The sequence below is a fragment of the Bisbaumannia salifodinae genome (assembly GCF_055388505.1).
The window spans coordinates 2,739,140-2,755,597 of record NZ_AP043781.1 but is presented as its reverse complement, the minus strand read 5'-3'; the positions used below and the strand labels follow the sequence as shown (position 1 = coordinate 2,755,597).

The window sequence follows — 16,458 nt, the reverse complement described above, 5'->3', positions numbered from 1 at the left end:
TTGATGGCGGCGGCGAGGCGTCGACGATAGCTTAGGCGCGCGCTTCTTCGCTGGGGTAAGTGGATTCGCTCTCCAGCGATTCGGTGACATCCTCTTCCGCCACCGGCTCGGCGGCCTGCTCGCCGCCACGGCCCAGCATCAGGAAGTAGAGCAGGATACCGGCGCCGATGCCCCAGGCCGGGCCCATCACCGCGGTCAGCATGCCGATGGTCAGCACCAGGCCGCGCTCGATATTGCCCTGCACCATGGCCATGGCCACATAGGCGCAGGCGAAGCCGGTCAGCACCAGGGTCACCGACAGGGCCACCGGCAGCATCGGCATGATCAGCCCCAGCACCGGGATCAAGAGTCCCAGGGGGATCGCCAGCAGGTAGAAGTTGGTGGTGCCGGTGAACAGGGAGTCCATGACGTGGCGCCCCTGCTTGTAGCGCTCGATCAGGAACACCTGCACCCCGGTCCAGATCGGACCATGCAGCATCACCAGCGGGCCGGCGGTGACCAGCTGGGCCAGGTTGCGGATCGCCAGCACATAGTGGCTGCGGGTGTGGTCGATATCGAGCTTCTCGTCGCCGCGCGCCTTGTCGGCCCCCTTGAGCAGGGTGTCCGCCACCAGCAGGTCGCCGAAGGCGAGGACATAGATCATCACGCCGATGGGGAGGGCGCTGACGATCACGCCCCAGGAGGGCAGGCCCACCGACCAGGGGGCCAGGGTATCCAGGGTCTCGCGCAGCGGCGGCACGAAGAGGCCCCACTGGATATCGAAGCGCAGCTCGCCGCTGATCAGGCCGACGACGCCGGCGGCCATAAAGGCCACCAGCAGGGCATTGGCGCCCACCAGCATCTTCAGGCGGCTATTGGGCAGCCGCGCGAAGGGCGTCGAGAACATCAGCGCCAGCACCACCACCCAGGCGGTGACCAGGGTCAAGGGCATGCTCTCCAGGCGATCCAGCTCCGACTGGAAGGCGGCCACGGCGGCGCCCATGATGATGCCCGCCTTGAGGGTGGCGGGGACCAGGCGGTTGAAGCGCTCGCCGAGCCGCGTGATACCGAAGAACAGGAACAGGAAGGAGACCACCAGGGTCACCGCGATCATGGCGCGTATCGCCTCGGGCCCGGGGCTGAAGTCATTGAGGAAGATAATCGTCAGGGGCAGGCCCGCGGCGATGCCGCCGGCGGAGTAGACGTCCCCGAACAGGAAGGTCTGGGCGAAGACCCAGAAGAACATCACCAGCATCACCGTCCAGGCGATCTCGAAGGAGACGCCGAAATATTGCATCAGCAGCGGGGCGGTGGCGCCGCCGGTGGCCAGCAGCAGCAGGCCGCCCTGGAGTTGGGTACTGGGGGTCAGGTCGACGTGAATGCCGGGAATGCGCAGGGTGAAGCGGCCCCACCGGATTCCCGGGTGCACGGCGCCGTGTGGGCGTTGGCTAGGCATAGGGTGTCGTCAGCGTTGGGAGTGTCGTTATCGGTATGGAGCCCCGCCCCGGGAGCGGGGCGGGGAGAGGCGAGCGCTTAGTGGTCGAAGTTCAGGACCACCTTGTCGCTGACCGGGAAGCACTGGCAGCTCAGCACCATGCCGGCCTCGATCTCGTAGTCCTCGAGGGCGTAGTTGGCGTCCATCTCCACCTCGCCTTCCTCGACCTTGGCCAGGCAGGTGGAGCAGACCCCGGCCTTGCAGGAGTAGGGCAGGTCGGCGCCATGTTCGTTGCCGGCATCGAGGATGCTCTGGGTGTTCTTCGCCAGGTCGAACTCCAGGGTGCGGCCGTCGATCATCACTTGGATATGGGAGCTCTCGACATCCACCTGGCCCACGCCCTGGGCCTTCTCCTGGCGTCGGGTGTTGGCCTTGGGGCGGGTGCCGAAGAGCTCCAGATGGATACGCTCGGCGGGGGCGCCGTGCGCCTTGAGCACCTCGCGCACCGTGGTGGACATCTCCTCCGGGCCGCACAGGAAGATGGCCTCGAAGCTCGCCACGTCCAGCCAGCGATCGAAGAGGGCATGGCACTTCTCGGCGTCGATGCGGCCGTTGTAGAGGTCGATGTCCTGATCCTCGCGATTGAAGATATGGATCAGGTTGAGTCGCTCCATATGGCGGTTCTTCAGGTCCTGGAGCTTCTCGCGGAACATGGTGCTGGCGGTGGCGCGGTTACCGTAGACCAGGGTGTAGCGGCTCTCCGGCTCGGCCTCCAGGGTGGTGCTGATGATCGACAGCACCGGGGTGATGCCGCTGCCCACGGCCACGGCCAGGTAGTCCGCCTTGCGGCTGGGGTCCAGGGGCACGAAGAACTTGCCCTGGGGCGGCATCACCTCCAGGGTATCGCCGGGCGCCAGCTCATGGTTGGCGAAGGTGGAGAAGGCGCCGCCGGGCACCAGCTTGACGGCGACGCTCAGCTCGCCCTCGTGGACCCCGGTGCAGATGGAGTAGGAGCGGCGGACTTCCTCGCCGGCGATCTCCCGGCGCAGGGTCAGGTACTGGCCCTGGGTGAACTGGAAGGCATCCAGGTGGTCGTCGGGCACCGCGAAGGTGATGGAGACGGCGTCACGGGTCTCCTTGCGGATTTCCTTGACGGTCAGGGCGTGGAATCGGCTCATGGTAATCTCTCGTCGATCGGGCGCTTGGGACACGCTGAAGAAATCGCCGAGCGGGATGAAGCGCAACGCAGCGATTCGCCCGCGCAGGCATTTCTATAGGCACTTGAAGTAATCGAAGGGCTCCAGGCAGCTCAAACAGCGGTAGAGCGCCTTGCAGGCGGTGGAGCCGAACTCGCTGACCCGCTCGGTCTCCAGGCTGCCGCACTGGGGACAGGGCACCTGGGGTTCCGGACCCAGCAGGCTGCGTTTGCTGGCGCTGCCCACCGGCGGGGCGATGCCGTAGGCACGCAGCTTGTCGCGCCCCTCCTCGGTGATCCAGTCGGTGGTCCAGGCCGGCGACAGGCGGCGCTCGATATGCGGATCCGCGTAGCCGGCGGTGACCAGGGCGCGATGGATCGCCGCCTCGATCACCTCGGTGGCCGGGCAGCCGGAGTAGGTGGGGGTCACGGCCACGCTCAGGCGACCCTCGACCCAGCGCACCTCGCGCACGATGCCCAGCTCCACCACGCTGACCGCGGGAACCTCCGGGTCGAGGACCTCCTGCAGCACCGCCATCACGGCGGCCATATCGCCCTCGGCGCCGGCCTGGGGCAGGCCGCCGCGGTCGCTATCGATCAGTTGAATGGCATCGGACATCGTGGGGCTCCTCGCTAAAGCGCAGACATCTGGCTTACCAGACGGTGGCGTCGGAATAGGCGCGGGGGAGTGCCTGCATCTCCGCCAGCAGGAAGCCCAGGTGCTCGGTGTGGTGACCCTGCTTGCCGCCGCGATACGTCCAGGCGTCGAAGTCCGGGAGTGTCAGGGTGGCGTGGGTCAGTACCTGGGCCACGGTGTCGCGCCAGTCGGCGGCCAGGGCCTCGGCGTCGGGGGCGATGCCCGCCTCGCGCATGGCCGCGTCCACGGCATCGGCCTCGGTCAGCTCGCCGGTGAAGCGCCACAGCAGATCGATGGCCCGCTGCATGCGCGCATGGCTCTCTTCGGTGCCGTCGCCCAGGCGCGTGACCCATTCGGAGGAACGCCGCAGGTGGTAGGTCACCTCCTTGAGGGACTTGGCGGCGATCTCGGCGATGCGCGAATCCTTGGCCTCCACCAGGGCGCTCAGCAGGTGGTAGTGCCAGGCGTCGAACAGGAACTGGCGGCCCAGGGTCACGGCGAAGTCGTCGTTGGGCTGTTCCACGAGCAACAGGTTGCGGAAGTCCTGGGCGTCGCGGCGGAAGGCCAGGTGGTCGGCATCGATCTCGCCCTGGCCGCCCTCGGCGGAGATCAGCTCGGCGGCATAGCCCAACCAGTGGCGGGCCTGGCCGAAGAGGTCGAGACCCACGTTGAGCAGGCCCAGTTCCTCCTCCAGGGCCGGCGCATGGCCACACCATTCGGCGTGGCGCTGGCCCAGAATCAGGGCGTTATCGCCGAGGCGCAGCAGGTACTCGACCAGCGGCGCCTGGGAGGTCTGTGAAACGTTGTGCATGTTGATTCCCCTAGAGGCAGCTCACGATCTAGCGAAGCAAGTCGTGAACGGGCTCTTACATATGGCCGACTTCGTCGGGCAGCTCATAGAAGGAGGCGTGGCGGTAGACCTTGTCCTGGGACGGGTCGAACAGCGGCTCCTTCTCGTCCGGTGAGGAGGCGGTGATCTCCTTGGCGGGGATCACCCAGATGCTGACGCCTTCGTTGCGGCGGGTGTAGAGCTCCCGGGCGTTCTCGATGGCCATGCGGTTGTCGGCGGCATGCACGCTGCCCACGTGCTTGTGGCTCAGGCCGTGCTTGCTGCGCACGAAGACTTCGTAAAGGGGCCAATCTGCCATGGTCGTATCCTCTTGAATTCGGGGGTAGCTATCAGGCGGCCTGGCGGGCGCGCTGCTTGGCGGCATAGGCCTTGGCGGCCTCGCGCACCCAGGCGCCATCCTCGATGGCCTGCTTGCGGGTCTCGATGCGCTCGCGGTTGCAGGGACCATTGCCCTTGAGCACCTCGAAGAATTCGCTCCAGTCGATCTCGCCGAAGTCGTAGTGACCGCGCGCCTCGTTCCACTTCAGGTCCGGGTCCGGGGCGCTGCAGCCCAGCAGCTCCAGCTGCGGCACGGTCTGGTCGAGGAAGCGCTGACGCAGCTCGTCGTTGCTGTGGCGCTTGATCTTCCAGGCCATGGACTGGGCGCTGTTGGGAGAGTCGGCGTCGCTGGGGCCGAACATCATCAGCACCGGCCACCAGAAGCGGTTGATGGAGTCCTGCACCATGGCCTTCTGTTCGTCGGTACCGCCCTGCATCAACTCCAGCAGGATCTGGTAGCCCTGGCGCTGGTGGAAGCTCTCCTCCTTGCAGACGCGGATCATGGCCCGGGAGTAGGGGCCATAGGAGGTGCGCTGCAGGGGCACCTGATTGACGATGGCGGCGCCATCCACCAGCCAGCCGATGGTGCCGATATCGGCCCAGCTCAGGGTCGGGTAGTTGAAGATGCTGGAGTACTTCACCTTGCCGGCGTGGAGCTTGTCGATCTCCTCGTCGCGATCGGCGCCCAGGGTCTCCATGGCGCTGTAGAGGTAGAGGCCGTGGCCCGCCTCGTCCTGGATCTTGGCCATCAGCTGCAGCTTGCGCTTCAGGGTCGGCGCCCGGGTCAGCCAGTTGCCCTCCGGCAGCATGCCGACCACTTCCGAGTGGGCGTGCTGGGAAATCTGGCGGATCAGCGTCTTGCGGTAGCCGTCCGGCATCCAGTTCTTGGGCTCGATCTTGATCTCGGCGTCGATGCGCTCCTGGAAGGCGCGCTCCTCGGCGCTCATCTCTTCCAGGTCCTTGAGGCGCTTGGCGCCGGTATCGACCAGCTGTGCGTACATGGGTGACCTCCGGTAACGGGTCGGGGAATCTGACCTTGTGGATCTCACCTAGAGTTTAGTGACACGAAAAAATAAATCAATAAATAGAAAGCGTGTCGCTTTTAGACCTTCGGCTAGGGTTGCTCAGATGAGTTAGCGAGATGCCGGGAGAAGAATAGAAAAACGCCGCCCGGCGAGGCCGGACGGCGCCAGAAAAACTCCCTGGGAGGTTAGCGCAGATCCTTGACGCGTTTGGCCTTGCCGACGGAGCGCATCACCTCCTCGACGCCGCATACCTCCACCTGGGTGCTGATGCCGATATAGGTCTTGATGCCGTGCTGAAGGGCCTTGGCCAGTTGTTCGCAGGCGCCGAGGTCCTTGGCCACCTCGTTGCTGCACGCCTCGACGCGCACCCGCACCATGTCCAGGTTGCCCTGGCGGCTCACCTCGATCTCGTAGTGGGGTGAGAGGCGTTCCACCTTGAGGATCTGCTCCTCGATCTGGGTGGGGAAGACATTGACGCCGCGGATGATCAGCATGTCATCGCTGCGCCCGGTGATCTTGTCGATACGACGCATCGGGCGGGCGGTGCCAGGCAGAAGGCGTGTCAGATCCCGGGTGCGGTAGCGGATGATCGGCAGGGCCTCCTTGGTCAGGGAGGTGAAGACCAGTTCGCCATACTCGCCGTCCGGCAGCACCTCGCCGGTGACCGGGTCGATGATCTCCGGGTAGAAGTGGTCTTCCCAGATAGTCGGGCCGTCCTTGGTCTCCAGGCACTCCATGCCCACCCCCGGGCCCATCACCTCGGAGAGGCCATAGATATCCAGGGCGTCGATGCCCAGGCGCTGCTCCAGGGCGGTGCGCATGTCGTTGGTCCAGGGCTCGGCGCCGAAGATGCCGACGCGCAGGGCCAGCTGGCGTGGGTCGAGGCCCTGGCGCTCCATCTCGTCGGCGATATTGAGCATATAGGAGGGGGTGACCATGATGATGTCCGGATCGAAGTCGCGGATCAGCTGCACCTGCTTCTCGGTCTGGCCGCCGGACATCGGGATCACGGTGCAGCCCAGGCGCTCGGCGCCATAGTGGGCGCCCAGGCCGCCGGTGAAGAGGCCATAGCCGTAGGCCACGTGCACCTTGTCCTCGGGGCGGCCGCCGGCGGCGCGGATCGAGCGGGCCACCACGTCGGCCCAGGTGTTGATGTCGTTCTGGGTATAGCCCACCACGGTGGGCTGGCCGGTGGTGCCGCTGGAGGCGTGGACCCGCACCACGTCACGCATCGGCGTGGCGAACATGCCGAAGGGGTAGTTGTCGCGCAGGTCCGCCTTGGTGGTGAAGGGCAGCTTGCCGAGATCCTCCAGGGAGCGAATGTCCTCGGGGTGGATGCCGGCCTGGTCGAAGGCCTGGCGATAGAAGGGTACGTTGTCGTAGGCGTGCTTCAGGCTCCACTGCAGGCGCGACAGCTGAGTGGCGCGCAGCTCGTCGAGGCTGGCGGTCTCCAGCGGGTCGAGGTTGGCGATGGGGCGGACCTTGGTGTGAATCGTCATAGGGTGTCTCCAGGCAAGCGGGCGTTGTCGTTATGGGTCACAGGCGCTCGATGATGATGGCGATGCCCTGGCCCACGCCGATGCACATGGTGCACAGCGCGTAGCGTCCCTGGCGGGCCTCGAGTTCATGCAGCGCGGTGGTAATCAGCCGGGCGCCGCTCATGCCCAGCGGGTGGCCGAGGGCGATGGCGCCGCCGTTGGGGTTGACGTGTTCGGCGTCGTCGGGAAGGCCCAGGTCGCGGGTCACCGCCAGGGCCTGGGCGGCGAAGGCCTCGTTGAGCTCGATCACGTCCATCTGGTCGAGGGACAGGCCGGTCTGGGCCAGCACCTTGCGGCTGGCCGGGGCCGGGCCGAAGCCCATGATGCGCGGCTCGACGCCGGCGGTGGCCATGCCGACCACCCGGGCGCGGGGCTTGAGGCCGAAGCGCTCGGCCTGGGGCTGGGAGGCCAGCAGCAGGGCGCAGGCGCCGTCGTTGACCCCGGAGGCATTGCCGGCGGTGACGCTGCCGCCGTCGCGGAAGGGGGTGGGCAGCCCCGCCAGTTGCTCGGCGGTGGTGGAGGCGCGGGGGTGCTCGTCGGTATCGACGATCAGCGGCTCCTGCTTGCGGCGCGGCACCGCCACCGGGACGATCTCCTCGGCCAGGCGGCCGCGCTCCATGGCGGCGGCGGTGCGCCGCTGACTGCGCAGGGCGAAGGCGTCCTGGTCTTCCCGGGAGATATTGAACTGCTCGGCCACGTTCTCGGCGGTCTCCGGCATGGAGTCGATGCCGAACCGGGCCTTCATCTGGCGGTTGACGAAGCGCCAGCCGATGGTGGTGTCATGGATTTCGGCGCTGCGCGAGAAGGCCTGCTCGGCCTTGCCCATCACGAAGGGCGCCCGGGACATGGACTCCACGCCGCCGGCCAGCATCAGCCCTGCCTCGCCGGCCTTGATGGCCCGGGCGGCGTAGCCTACCGCGTCCATGCCGGAGCCGCACAGGCGGTTCAGGGTGGTGCCGGGCACGTCCACCGGCAGGCCCGCCAGCAGCGCCGACATGCGCGCCACGTTGCGGTTGTCCTCGCCGGCCTGGTTGGCGCAGCCGTAGAGCACGTCATCCAGTTGCGACCAGTCCACCGAGGGGTTGCGCGCCATCAGCTCGCGCATGGGAATGGCGCCCAGGTCGTCGGCGCGCACCGGGGCGAGGGCGCCGCCGTAACGGCCGATGGGGGTGCGGATGGCGTCGATGATATAGGCGTCGTTCATGCTTGGCCCTCTGCGGCGGTGGATTCCTCGAGGCGGCGTACGCTGCCGCGGATCTTGTAGGAGCGGCCCCGGAACAGGGCGATGGCGTCGCCGTGCTGGTTGCGGATGGTGATGTCGTAGACGCCGGTGCGCCCGCGGCGACTCTGCTCCTCGGCGGTGGCGGTCAGCTCATCGCCCTCCCAGGCCGGCCCCAGGTAGTCGATGCTGCAGCCCGAGGCCACGGTGGCCTCGTCGTAAGTATTGCAGGCGAAGGCGAAGGCCGAATCGGCCAGGGTGAAGAGGTAGCCGCCGTGGCAGTTGCCGTGGCCCTGGACCATGGTGTCGCGCACCCTCATGCGCATCACCGCCTTGCCCGGGGCCACCGAGACGATTTCCATGCCCAGCGCCTGGCTTGCGGTATCGCGGGCGAACATCGCCTCGGCGCAGGCCTCGGCCAGCTGCTGCGGGGTCAGGGACTCACTCATGGAAACGCTCCTCGGCGATGGCCTTGCGGCGCAGCAGGAAGGCGGCGCGGTAGCGATCCTGGCCGTAGCTCTGCTGCAGATGGGTCAGGGTGCGGTGCACGTAGCCAAGGCCCAGGGCCTCCGCCCAGACCAGGGGGCCGCGGGGGTAGTTGACCCCGGCGCGCATGGCCAGGTCACCATCGGCGGCACTGCAGACGCCCTGGTGGACGGCATCGGCGGCCTCGTTGGCGAGCATCGCCACGGTGCGCAGCACCACCAGGCCCGGGGTGTCGTCGACCCAGGCCACGGCCAGGCCCAGGCGCTGGAAGAAGGCCGCGGCGACGGCGCGCTGGGCCTCAGAGGTGGCGGCGCTGGCGGCCAGCGCGATGGCGCTGGCATCGGCGTAGTCGAGGCAGAGGTCGAAGAGCACCAGGCTCTCGCGGCGCTCATCGGCGGCGCGTTCGGTGGCGCAGCGACCGTCGCTGAGTGCCAGGTTCAGCTCGCCCAGGCGCAGGGTCGGCAGGGCCTCGGCGCCCTGGGCCGGGTGGCGTACCAGCTCGAGGCCGGCGGCCTCGGCGCGCTCGACCAGCGGCGCCAGGAAGCCCGCCTCGCCCTCCACCACCAGCGGCGGAAGGTCGGCATGGGCCGGGGCGGCGAAGCGCGGCACCGGCTTCTCGGCGCCTTCGCGATAGTCGTAGAAGCCCTGACCACTCTTGCGCCCCAGGCGGCCGGCCTCGACCAGGGCCAGCTGCACCAGGGAGGGCTCGAAGCGGGTGTCGCCATAGTAGGCGTCAAATACCGAGCGGGTGACGGCGTAGTTGACGTCATGGCCGATCAGGTCCATCAGCTCGAAGGGGCCCATGCGGAAGCCGCCGGCCTGGCGTAGCAGGGCGTCCAGGGTGGCGGCATCGGCGGCGCCTTCCTGCAGCAGGCGCAGGCCCTCGGCATAGAAGGGCCGCGCCACCCGGTTGACGATAAAGCCCGGGGTGGAGCTGGCGTGCACCGGGGTCTTGCCCCAGGCCGCGGCGGTGGCGTAGAGGGTCTCGGCGACGGTCGGCTCGGTGGCCAGGCCGGAGACGATCTCCACCAGCTTCATCACCGGTGCCGGGTTGAAGAAGTGCAGGCCGGCCAGGCGCTCCGGGCGTTCCAGGTTCGCGGCAATGGAGGTGATGGAGAGCGAGGAGGTGTTGCTGGCGAGTATCGCCGCCTCGCCGCAGATCGCCTCGAGGCGGCCGAACAGCTCGCGCTTGACCTCCAGCTTCTCGACGATGGCTTCCACCACCAGGCCGCAGCCGGCGAAGTCGTCGAGGCCGGTCACCGGCGCGAGGCGCTCGATCACCGCCTCCACCGCCTCCTGGGTCAGCTTGCCCTTGGCGACGCGCTTCTCGAGCTGCTTGCGGATGCCGGCGATCCCAGCCTCGGCGGCGCCATCGCGGGTGTCATAGAGGCGCACCGGGTGGCCGGCCTGGGCCGCCACCTGGGCGATACCGGCGCCCATGGCGCCGGCACCGACTACGCCGACGACGATGGATGTGTCGAGTGCAGGCATCTTATTTCCCCTGAGTGTTATGAAGAGTCGGCTGCTGCTTGACCATGCTTACTCCCCCTTGAACTCGGGCTTGCGCTTTTCCATAAAGGCGCTAACGCCTTCCCGGTAGTCGCTGGTGCGGCCGGCCAGGCGCTGCAGGTCGCGTTCCAGGTCGAGCTGTTCATCGAAGCCGTTGTCGTCGCTGGCGTGGAGGGCGCGCTTGATATAGGCCAGGCCCTGGGTGGGCTGGCTGGCCAGGTGGCGGGCCAGGCTCAGGGCCTCGTCGGCCAGGGCCTCGTCGTCCACGCAGCGCCAGATCAGGCCCCACTGCTCGGCCTGCTCGGCGCCGAGCTTGTCGCCCAGCATGGCCAGGCCCTTGGCGCGGGCCATGCCCACCAGGCGCGGCAGGCTCCAGGTGCCGCCGGAGTCGGGGATCAGGCCGATCTTGCAGAAGGCCTGGATAAAGCTGGCGGAGCGCGCCGCCAGCACGATGTCGCAGGCCAGGGCGATATTGGCGCCGGCGCCGGCGGCCACGCCGTTTACCGCACAGACGGTGGGGAAGGGCAGGTCACGCAGGGTGCGCAGCATGGGGTTGTAGCGCTTCTCCAGGGACTCGCCCAGGTCCGGCGCCTCGGCGCCGGGGGCCACGTTGCGGTCGGAGAGGTCCTGGCCGGCGCAGAAGCCGCGACCGTTGCCGGTCAGCAGCAGCACGCGCACGCTCTTGTCCTGGCGCACCGCCTTGAGGGCCGCGCGCATGGCGGCGTGCATCTCGCCGTTGAAGCTATTGAGGCTGTCGGGGCGGTTGAGGGTGAGGCGGGCGATGCCCGCTTCCACGCAGTAGTGCAAAGGCTGATCGGTCATGGCGCTGTCCTTCTATCGTCAAAGGGGGCGTTAGCGTCCGGTAAACTGGGCGCGGCGTTTTTCCTGGAAGGCCTTGATGCCCTCCTCGCGATCGGCGGTGCCGGCCAGCACGGTAAAGGCGTGGCGTTCGAAGCGCAGGCCGGTGGCCAGGTCGGTGTCCAGGGCCTTGTGCAGGGCTTCCTTGGCCAGGCGTACCGCCAGCGGCGCCTTCTCGGCGATGCGCTCGGCGATGGCGGTGGCGCGCTCCACGGTCAGCTCCGGCTGGGTGATCTCGCTGATCAGCCCTGCTTCCAGGGCGCGGCGGGCGGAGATCGGCTCGCCGGTCAGCACCATCTGGGTGGCCAGGGCCTGGCCCACCGCCCGCACCAGTCGCTGGGTGCCGCCGGCGCCGGGCATGATGCCCAGGTTGATTTCCGGCTGGCCGAACTTGGCGTCTTCGCCGGCGATACGGATATCGGCATGCATGGCCAGTTCGCAGCCGCCGCCCAGGGTGAAGCCGTTGATGGCGGCGACGATGGGCTTGGAGAAACGAGCAATGGCGGCCCAGTGACGCTGACGGGGGTCGTCGAGCATGCCCACCAGGTCGCGTTCGGCCATTTCGTTGATATCGGCGCCGGCGGCGAAGGCGCGACGGCTGCCGGTGAGTACCACGGCGCGAATGGCGTCATCCCGGCCGGCGTCGGCCAGGACCCCGGCCAGCTCGCCCAGCAGGGCGGTATTCAGGGCGTTGAGCGCCTCGGGGCGGTGCAGGGTGATACGCAGGACGCCGCGGTGGGGGCCTTCGAGTTGCAGCAGGTTCGGCATGGTTCCTCGACTCGGCTCGGGTGCCGTGAAAGCGATACATAAAGAGAGGTGATAGCGACGAGTATAGGAATTTTTTGATACGCATCAATGATGCGATTTCCAGATCCATGTATCGCATTCCCTGTGTTCTGGGGTAAAAAACCTGAAAAAACAGGTTCTTAATGTCGAGCTTGTCGCTGGCTTTTCGGCTCTTATACCATGGTCGAAGGAGAGGGGTGTGCATAGCGATATGCCGGTAAAACCCCGGGAAAACAGTCACATGGTAGTGAAGCTCGGAAAGGCGCATGGGGCCGCCTGGCCCCGTGGTGATTGATGTTTCGTTACGCTATGGATAGTCTTTGGATATATCACGTATCGAAATATCCTCCCTGAGTCAGGAGTCCCCCATGACCCAGCAAGCCCAGCAGTTCTTCGAGCGCCATCGTGACACCCTCGAGGGCGCCGTCCAGGCCATCAATTCCCGCGAGTTCTGGACCCCCTATCCCGAGAGCCTCAAGAAGTACGACGAGGCGGCCGTCAAGGGCGCGCCGGCAGACTTCGAGGCGCTGTGCAAGCAGCACTTCTCGCTGGTCAGCCCCGGCGCCAGCGAGCGCGTCGGCGCCGAAGTCTCCCCCTACGGCTTCGAGCTGGGCATCACCTATGACCAGCCCGAGACCGCGGCCCTGATCGATGCCATGCAGGCGGCCATGCCCGCCTGGCGCGACGCCGGTGCCAAGGCCCGGGTCGGCGTCTGCCTGGAAATCCTGGCGCGCCTCAATGCCCAGAGTCCGCTGATCGGCCAGGCGGTGATGCACACCAGCGGCCAGGCGCCGATGATGGCCTTCCAGGCCGGCGCCCCCCACGCCCAGGATCGCGGCCTGGAAGCCGTCACCTATGCCTGGCAGGCCATGGCCCAGGTGCCGGAGACCGCCCAGTGGGTCAAGCCCCAGGGCAAGCACGACCCGCTGGTGATGAACAAGCGCTTCCATATCGTGCCCCGCGGCATCTCCCTGGTGGTGGCCTGCTCCACCTTCCCTACCTGGAACACCTACCCGGGCCTGTTCGCCAGCCTGGCCACCGGTAACCCGGTGGTCGTCAAGCCGCACCCGGGCGCCATCCTTCCGGTGGCGATGACCGTCAGGGTCGCCCAGGAGGTGCTCGGCGAGGCGGGCTTCGACCCCGCCCTGGTGACCCTGGCCCCGGACAGCCTCGAGGCCCCGGTGACCAAGGCGCTGGCGCTCCACCCGGCGGTCAAGCTGATCGACTTCACCGGTTCCAACGCCTTCGGCGAGTGGCTCGAGCAGAACGCCACCCAGGCCCAGGTGTTCACCGAGAAGGCCGGCATCAACAGCGTGATCATCGACAGCGTCGCCGACCTCAAGGCGGTGACCCGCAACCTGGCCTTCACCCTGAGCCTCTACTCCGGCCAGATGTGCACCACCACCCAGGCGATCTATGTGCCCAAGGGCGGCATCGAGACCGCCGACGGCCATATGAGCTTCGATCAGGTGGCCGGCGCCCTGGCCAAGGCCGTGGAGAAGTTCCTCGCCGATAACGACCGCGCCTGTGCCGTGCTGGGGGCCATCCAGGCGCCGGCCACCGCCGAGCGCATCGCGGCCTGCCGCGAGCTGGGCGAGGTGCTGCTCGATAGCGAGTCCCGCGAGCATCCGCAGTTCCCCAAGGCACGCATCCACACGCCGCTGCTGCTCAAGGTCGACGCCGGCCAGCGCGATGCCTTCAGCGAGGAGCGCTTCGGCCCGATCAGCTTCGTCATTGCCACCGACAGCACCGCGCACAGCATCGCGCTGGCCCGGGAAGTGATCGGCGAGAAGGGCGCCATCACCCTCGGCGCCTATACCACCGACGACGCCGTGGCGGAGCAGTTCGAGCAACTGGCCATGGACGTGGCGGCCCCGCTATCGCTCAACCTGGACGGCGGCGTCTTCGTCAACCAGTCCGCGGCCTTCAGCGACTTCCACGCCACCGGCGGCAACCCGGCGGCCAACGCCTCCCTGTGCGACCAGGCCTTCGTCGCCCGGCGCTTCGTGGTGGTGCAGAGCCGTCGCCACGCCCCGGCCGAGGCGTAATCGCCTGACATCCACTCTGGGCCCGTGTTGGCACGGGCCCAGAGTGGCCATTTCAGCCTAGAGGAGTTCCCACCATGCCCTGCTATCGCCTCGAGGGGGTGACCCCGGTGGTGCATCCCAGCGCCTATGTGCACCCCACCGCGGTGCTGATTGGCGACGTCATCGTCGGCCCCAACTGCTATGTGGGGCCCGGCGCGGTGATGCGCGGCGACTTCGGCCAGCTGGTGCTGGAGGAGGGAGCCAACCTGCAGGACACCTGCGTGATGCACGGTTTCCCCGGCTGCGTCACCAAGGTGGAGCAGGACGGCCATATCGGCCATGGCGCCGTGCTGCATGGCTGCGTGGTCAAGCGCGATGCCATGGTCGGCATGAACGCCGTGGTGATGGATGGTGCAGTGATCGGCGAGCGCTCCATCGTCGCCGCCGCCGCCTTCGTCAAGGCCGGCTTCGAGTGCCCGCCCCAGTCCCTGGTGCTGGGCTCCCCGGCCCAGGTCAAGCGCGAGCTCAGCGACCAGGAAGTGGCCTGGAAGCAGCAGGGCACCCGGGAGTATCAGCGCCTGGTGGGGCGCTGCCGGGAGCAGATGGAGCCCTGCGAGCCGCTCAGCGAGCTGGATAGCGAGCGTCCGCGCCTGGAGGCCGGCAGCACGGCACCCAAGGGGACGACACACGAGCCCAAGGGCACGCGTCAGAATAGCGAGGAAAGCGCATGAATTACGACTATCTCCAGGTGACCCGCGAGGGCCGGGTCGGGGTGATCCGCCTGGATCGTCCCCAGGCCTACAACGCCCTGTGCAACGGCCTGGTGGCCGAACTGGGCCGGGCCCTGGATGCCTTCGATGCGGATGCCGAGATCGGTGCCATCGTGCTGACCGGGGGTGACAAGGTGTTCGCCGCCGGCGCCGATATCGGCGAGATGCTCGACCGCGACATGGCCGGCCTGCAGGCCGAGGACTTCCCCTTCGCCTTTGATGGCGGCTGGGCGGCCCTGGAACGCTGCCGCACCCCGGTGCTAGCGGCGGTGGCCGGCTACGCCCTGGGCGGCGGCTGCGAGATGGCCATGGCCTGCGACCTGATCCTGGCCGCCGATAGCGCCAAGTTCGGCCAGCCCGAGGTGAAGATCGGCACCATGCCCGGCGCCGGTGGCACCCAGCGCCTGGTGCGTGCCATCGGCAAGGCCAAGGCCATGGAACTGTGCCTGACCGGGCGCATGATGGACGCCGAGGAGGCCGAGCGCGCCGGCCTGGTGTGCCGCGTGGTCCCCGCCGCCGAGCTCGAGGCCGAGGCCCTGGCCCTGGCCACCACCATCGCCGGCCACTCGGCGCCGGTGGTGCGGCTGATTCGCGAGTCGGTGCACCAGGCCTTCGAGAGCCCGCTTCAGGCGGGGCTGACCTTCGAGCGGCGTGCCTTCCAGAGCACCTTCGCCTTCGCGGATCGCCGGGAGGGCATGGCCGCCTTCGCCGAGAAGCGCAAGCCCAGCTTCCGGCACAAGTAAATTAGCGCTTCCCAGTAAGAAAACGCCCGCCGGCGATGATGCCGGCGGGCGTTTTTGTATCGGTGTCCTGGTGGCTAGTCCAGGCCGCCGAAGCGCTGGTAGAAGCTGGCGGCGGGGGCGGGCAATGGGCCCTCGGCGGTCTCCAGGTGGCGGTCCAGCCAGCGCTCGGCGCCCTGGTAGATCTCCCGGTAGATATTGCGGCATAGCTGGCGGGCGTTGCGGCCTTCCCAGGCGGTGGGCAGCAGCTCCTCGGGCAGCTGGGGGTCGCGGAGCTGCACCTTGCGATACTCGTGGATCAAGAGGGTGCGGGCGATAAAGGCGTCCTGATCGCCGAGGGTGTGGCCCTCGCTCAGTGCCTTCCAGAGCGGGCGGAACTGGACCAGGAAGCGGCTGTAGCTGTCGGCCAGTTGATCCAGGTTCCAGCTCTCGCGCACTTGCAGGCGCAGCGCCTTGGGGGCCAGGGGCTCGCTGGCCTCGCTATGCAGGACGATGGCGTCCTCGGCCATGCTGAGCTCCTGGAGTACGCCCAGGGCCTCACTGCGGTGCATGCGCGGGTGGGCCAGCACGCCACTGGCGAAGGCGCCGAAGCCGAGCCACTCCAGCTCCTCCTTGGCCTTGGCGCGCTCCGCGGTGGCCAGCTGGCTGAGGAAGACCAGGGTCCAGCCGCCGTCCCAGGCCTCGCCGTTGCCGTAGTAGACCCGCTTGAAGGCCTGCTCGAAGCGCCGCCGCCCCGGGCCGCTGAGGCTGTAGTAGCTGCGTCGGCCGGTCTTCTCGCCCTGCAGCCAGGTCTCCCGGGTCAGGCGATAGACCGAGGTGCGCACCAGGCGCTCGTTGATGCCGATAGGCTCCAGCAACTGGGAGATGCTGCCCAACCAGACGGTGCCGCCGCGGGGCACGATGGCGTCGCCGTAGAGGGTGACGATCAGCGAGCCGGAGCGCAGCGGGCGCCGGTTCTGGAAGCTCTCGATCAGGGAGGCGACACACTCGGTAGCTGACATCATGACATTCTGGTCTTTATTGGAGTTGGGTAGAGTTTAGCGATTCCAATGACTTGGCGCCGCCAAACCCGTATCAGGGCAAAGA

At 67.8% G+C, this 16,458-nt stretch carries 16 protein-coding genes; 3 read left to right on the top strand and 13 right to left on the bottom strand.

What is annotated here, in order from left to right; all coding sequences use genetic code 11:
• Positions 1–31: 31 nt before the first annotated feature.
• The 12 genes from ACZ5EF_RS12930 to paaF all read right to left on the bottom strand — a co-directional run bounded on the left by ACZ5EF_RS12930 (position 32) and on the right by paaF (position 11,817).
• Positions 32–1,435 carry a hypothetical protein gene (locus ACZ5EF_RS12930; RefSeq protein WP_346063495.1) on the bottom strand — a complete coding sequence of 468 codons (1,404 nt, stop codon included), beginning with the start codon at positions 1,433–1,435 and terminating at the stop codon, positions 32–34.
• Between the two features lie 77 nt (positions 1,436–1,512).
• Positions 1,513–2,592, bottom strand: a complete 1,080-nt coding sequence (gene paaE, locus ACZ5EF_RS12925) for a 1,2-phenylacetyl-CoA epoxidase subunit PaaE (protein WP_346063496.1) — start codon at positions 2,590–2,592, stop codon at positions 1,513–1,515.
• Between the two features lie 93 nt (positions 2,593–2,685).
• Positions 2,686–3,228, bottom strand: a complete 543-nt coding sequence (gene paaD / locus ACZ5EF_RS12920) for a 1,2-phenylacetyl-CoA epoxidase subunit PaaD (protein ID WP_346063497.1) — start codon at positions 3,226–3,228, stop codon at positions 2,686–2,688.
• A gap of 34 nt (positions 3,229–3,262) precedes the next feature.
• A complete protein-coding gene (gene paaC, locus ACZ5EF_RS12915) occupies positions 3,263–4,057 on the bottom strand; it encodes a 1,2-phenylacetyl-CoA epoxidase subunit PaaC (RefSeq protein WP_346063498.1) in 795 nt (264 codons plus the stop codon).
• Positions 4,058–4,112: 55 nt separating this feature from the next.
• Positions 4,113–4,394 (bottom strand): 1,2-phenylacetyl-CoA epoxidase subunit PaaB, encoded by a 282-nt coding sequence (gene paaB, locus ACZ5EF_RS12910; RefSeq protein WP_346063499.1) that lies wholly within the window; start codon positions 4,392–4,394, stop codon positions 4,113–4,115.
• A 31-nt stretch (positions 4,395–4,425) separates the two neighbouring features.
• The gene (gene paaA / locus ACZ5EF_RS12905; protein WP_346063500.1) at positions 4,426–5,415 is read right to left on the bottom strand and encodes a 1,2-phenylacetyl-CoA epoxidase subunit PaaA; all 990 of its coding nucleotides are present in this window, start codon (positions 5,413–5,415) and stop codon (positions 4,426–4,428) included.
• A gap of 209 nt (positions 5,416–5,624) precedes the next feature.
• Positions 5,625–6,938 carry a phenylacetate--CoA ligase PaaK gene (gene paaK / locus ACZ5EF_RS12900; RefSeq protein WP_346063501.1) on the bottom strand — a complete coding sequence of 438 codons (1,314 nt, stop codon included), beginning with the start codon at positions 6,936–6,938 and terminating at the stop codon, positions 5,625–5,627.
• A gap of 37 nt (positions 6,939–6,975) precedes the next feature.
• Positions 6,976–8,181 (bottom strand): 3-oxoadipyl-CoA thiolase, encoded by a 1,206-nt coding sequence (gene pcaF / locus ACZ5EF_RS12895; RefSeq protein WP_346063502.1) that lies wholly within the window; start codon positions 8,179–8,181, stop codon positions 6,976–6,978.
• Positions 8,178–8,645 (bottom strand): hydroxyphenylacetyl-CoA thioesterase PaaI, encoded by a 468-nt coding sequence (gene paaI / locus ACZ5EF_RS12890; RefSeq protein ID WP_346063503.1) that lies wholly within the window; start codon positions 8,643–8,645, stop codon positions 8,178–8,180. Before paaI ends, pcaF begins: the two co-directional genes overlap by 4 nt.
• Positions 8,638–10,173 (bottom strand): 3-hydroxyacyl-CoA dehydrogenase PaaH, encoded by a 1,536-nt coding sequence (gene paaH, locus ACZ5EF_RS12885; protein WP_346063504.1) that lies wholly within the window; start codon positions 10,171–10,173, stop codon positions 8,638–8,640. Before paaH ends, paaI begins: the two co-directional genes overlap by 8 nt.
• Before the next feature lie 48 nt (positions 10,174–10,221).
• A complete protein-coding gene (gene paaG / locus ACZ5EF_RS12880) occupies positions 10,222–11,013 on the bottom strand; it encodes a 2-(1,2-epoxy-1,2-dihydrophenyl)acetyl-CoA isomerase PaaG (protein WP_346063505.1) in 792 nt (263 codons plus the stop codon).
• A gap of 30 nt (positions 11,014–11,043) precedes the next feature.
• Positions 11,044–11,817, bottom strand: a complete 774-nt coding sequence (gene paaF / locus ACZ5EF_RS12875; protein WP_346063506.1) for a 2,3-dehydroadipyl-CoA hydratase PaaF — start codon at positions 11,815–11,817, stop codon at positions 11,044–11,046.
• A gap of 386 nt (positions 11,818–12,203) precedes the next feature.
• Here paaF and paaN point away from each other — a divergent pair, with 386 nt between their 5' ends.
• From paaN to ACZ5EF_RS12860, 3 genes are all read left to right on the top strand, one after another.
• Complete coding sequence (gene paaN / locus ACZ5EF_RS12870) at positions 12,204–13,883, top strand: phenylacetic acid degradation protein PaaN (protein WP_346063507.1); 1,680 nt, start codon at positions 12,204–12,206, stop codon at positions 13,881–13,883.
• Between the two features lie 74 nt (positions 13,884–13,957).
• Entirely contained in the window at positions 13,958–14,593 is a 636-nt protein-coding gene (gene paaY, locus ACZ5EF_RS12865; RefSeq protein ID WP_346063508.1) for a phenylacetic acid degradation protein PaaY, read from the top strand.
• A complete protein-coding gene (locus ACZ5EF_RS12860) occupies positions 14,590–15,375 on the top strand; it encodes an enoyl-CoA hydratase-related protein (protein ID WP_346063509.1) in 786 nt (261 codons plus the stop codon). Before paaY ends, ACZ5EF_RS12860 begins: the two co-directional genes overlap by 4 nt.
• Positions 15,376–15,449: 74 nt before the next feature.
• Here the strand turns inward: ACZ5EF_RS12860 and paaX are convergent, their stop codons facing one another.
• Positions 15,450–16,376, bottom strand: coding sequence for a phenylacetic acid degradation operon negative regulatory protein PaaX (gene paaX / locus ACZ5EF_RS12855; protein ID WP_346063510.1), 927 nt, complete (start codon positions 16,374–16,376; stop codon positions 15,450–15,452).
• Positions 16,377–16,458: the final 82 nt, after the last annotated feature.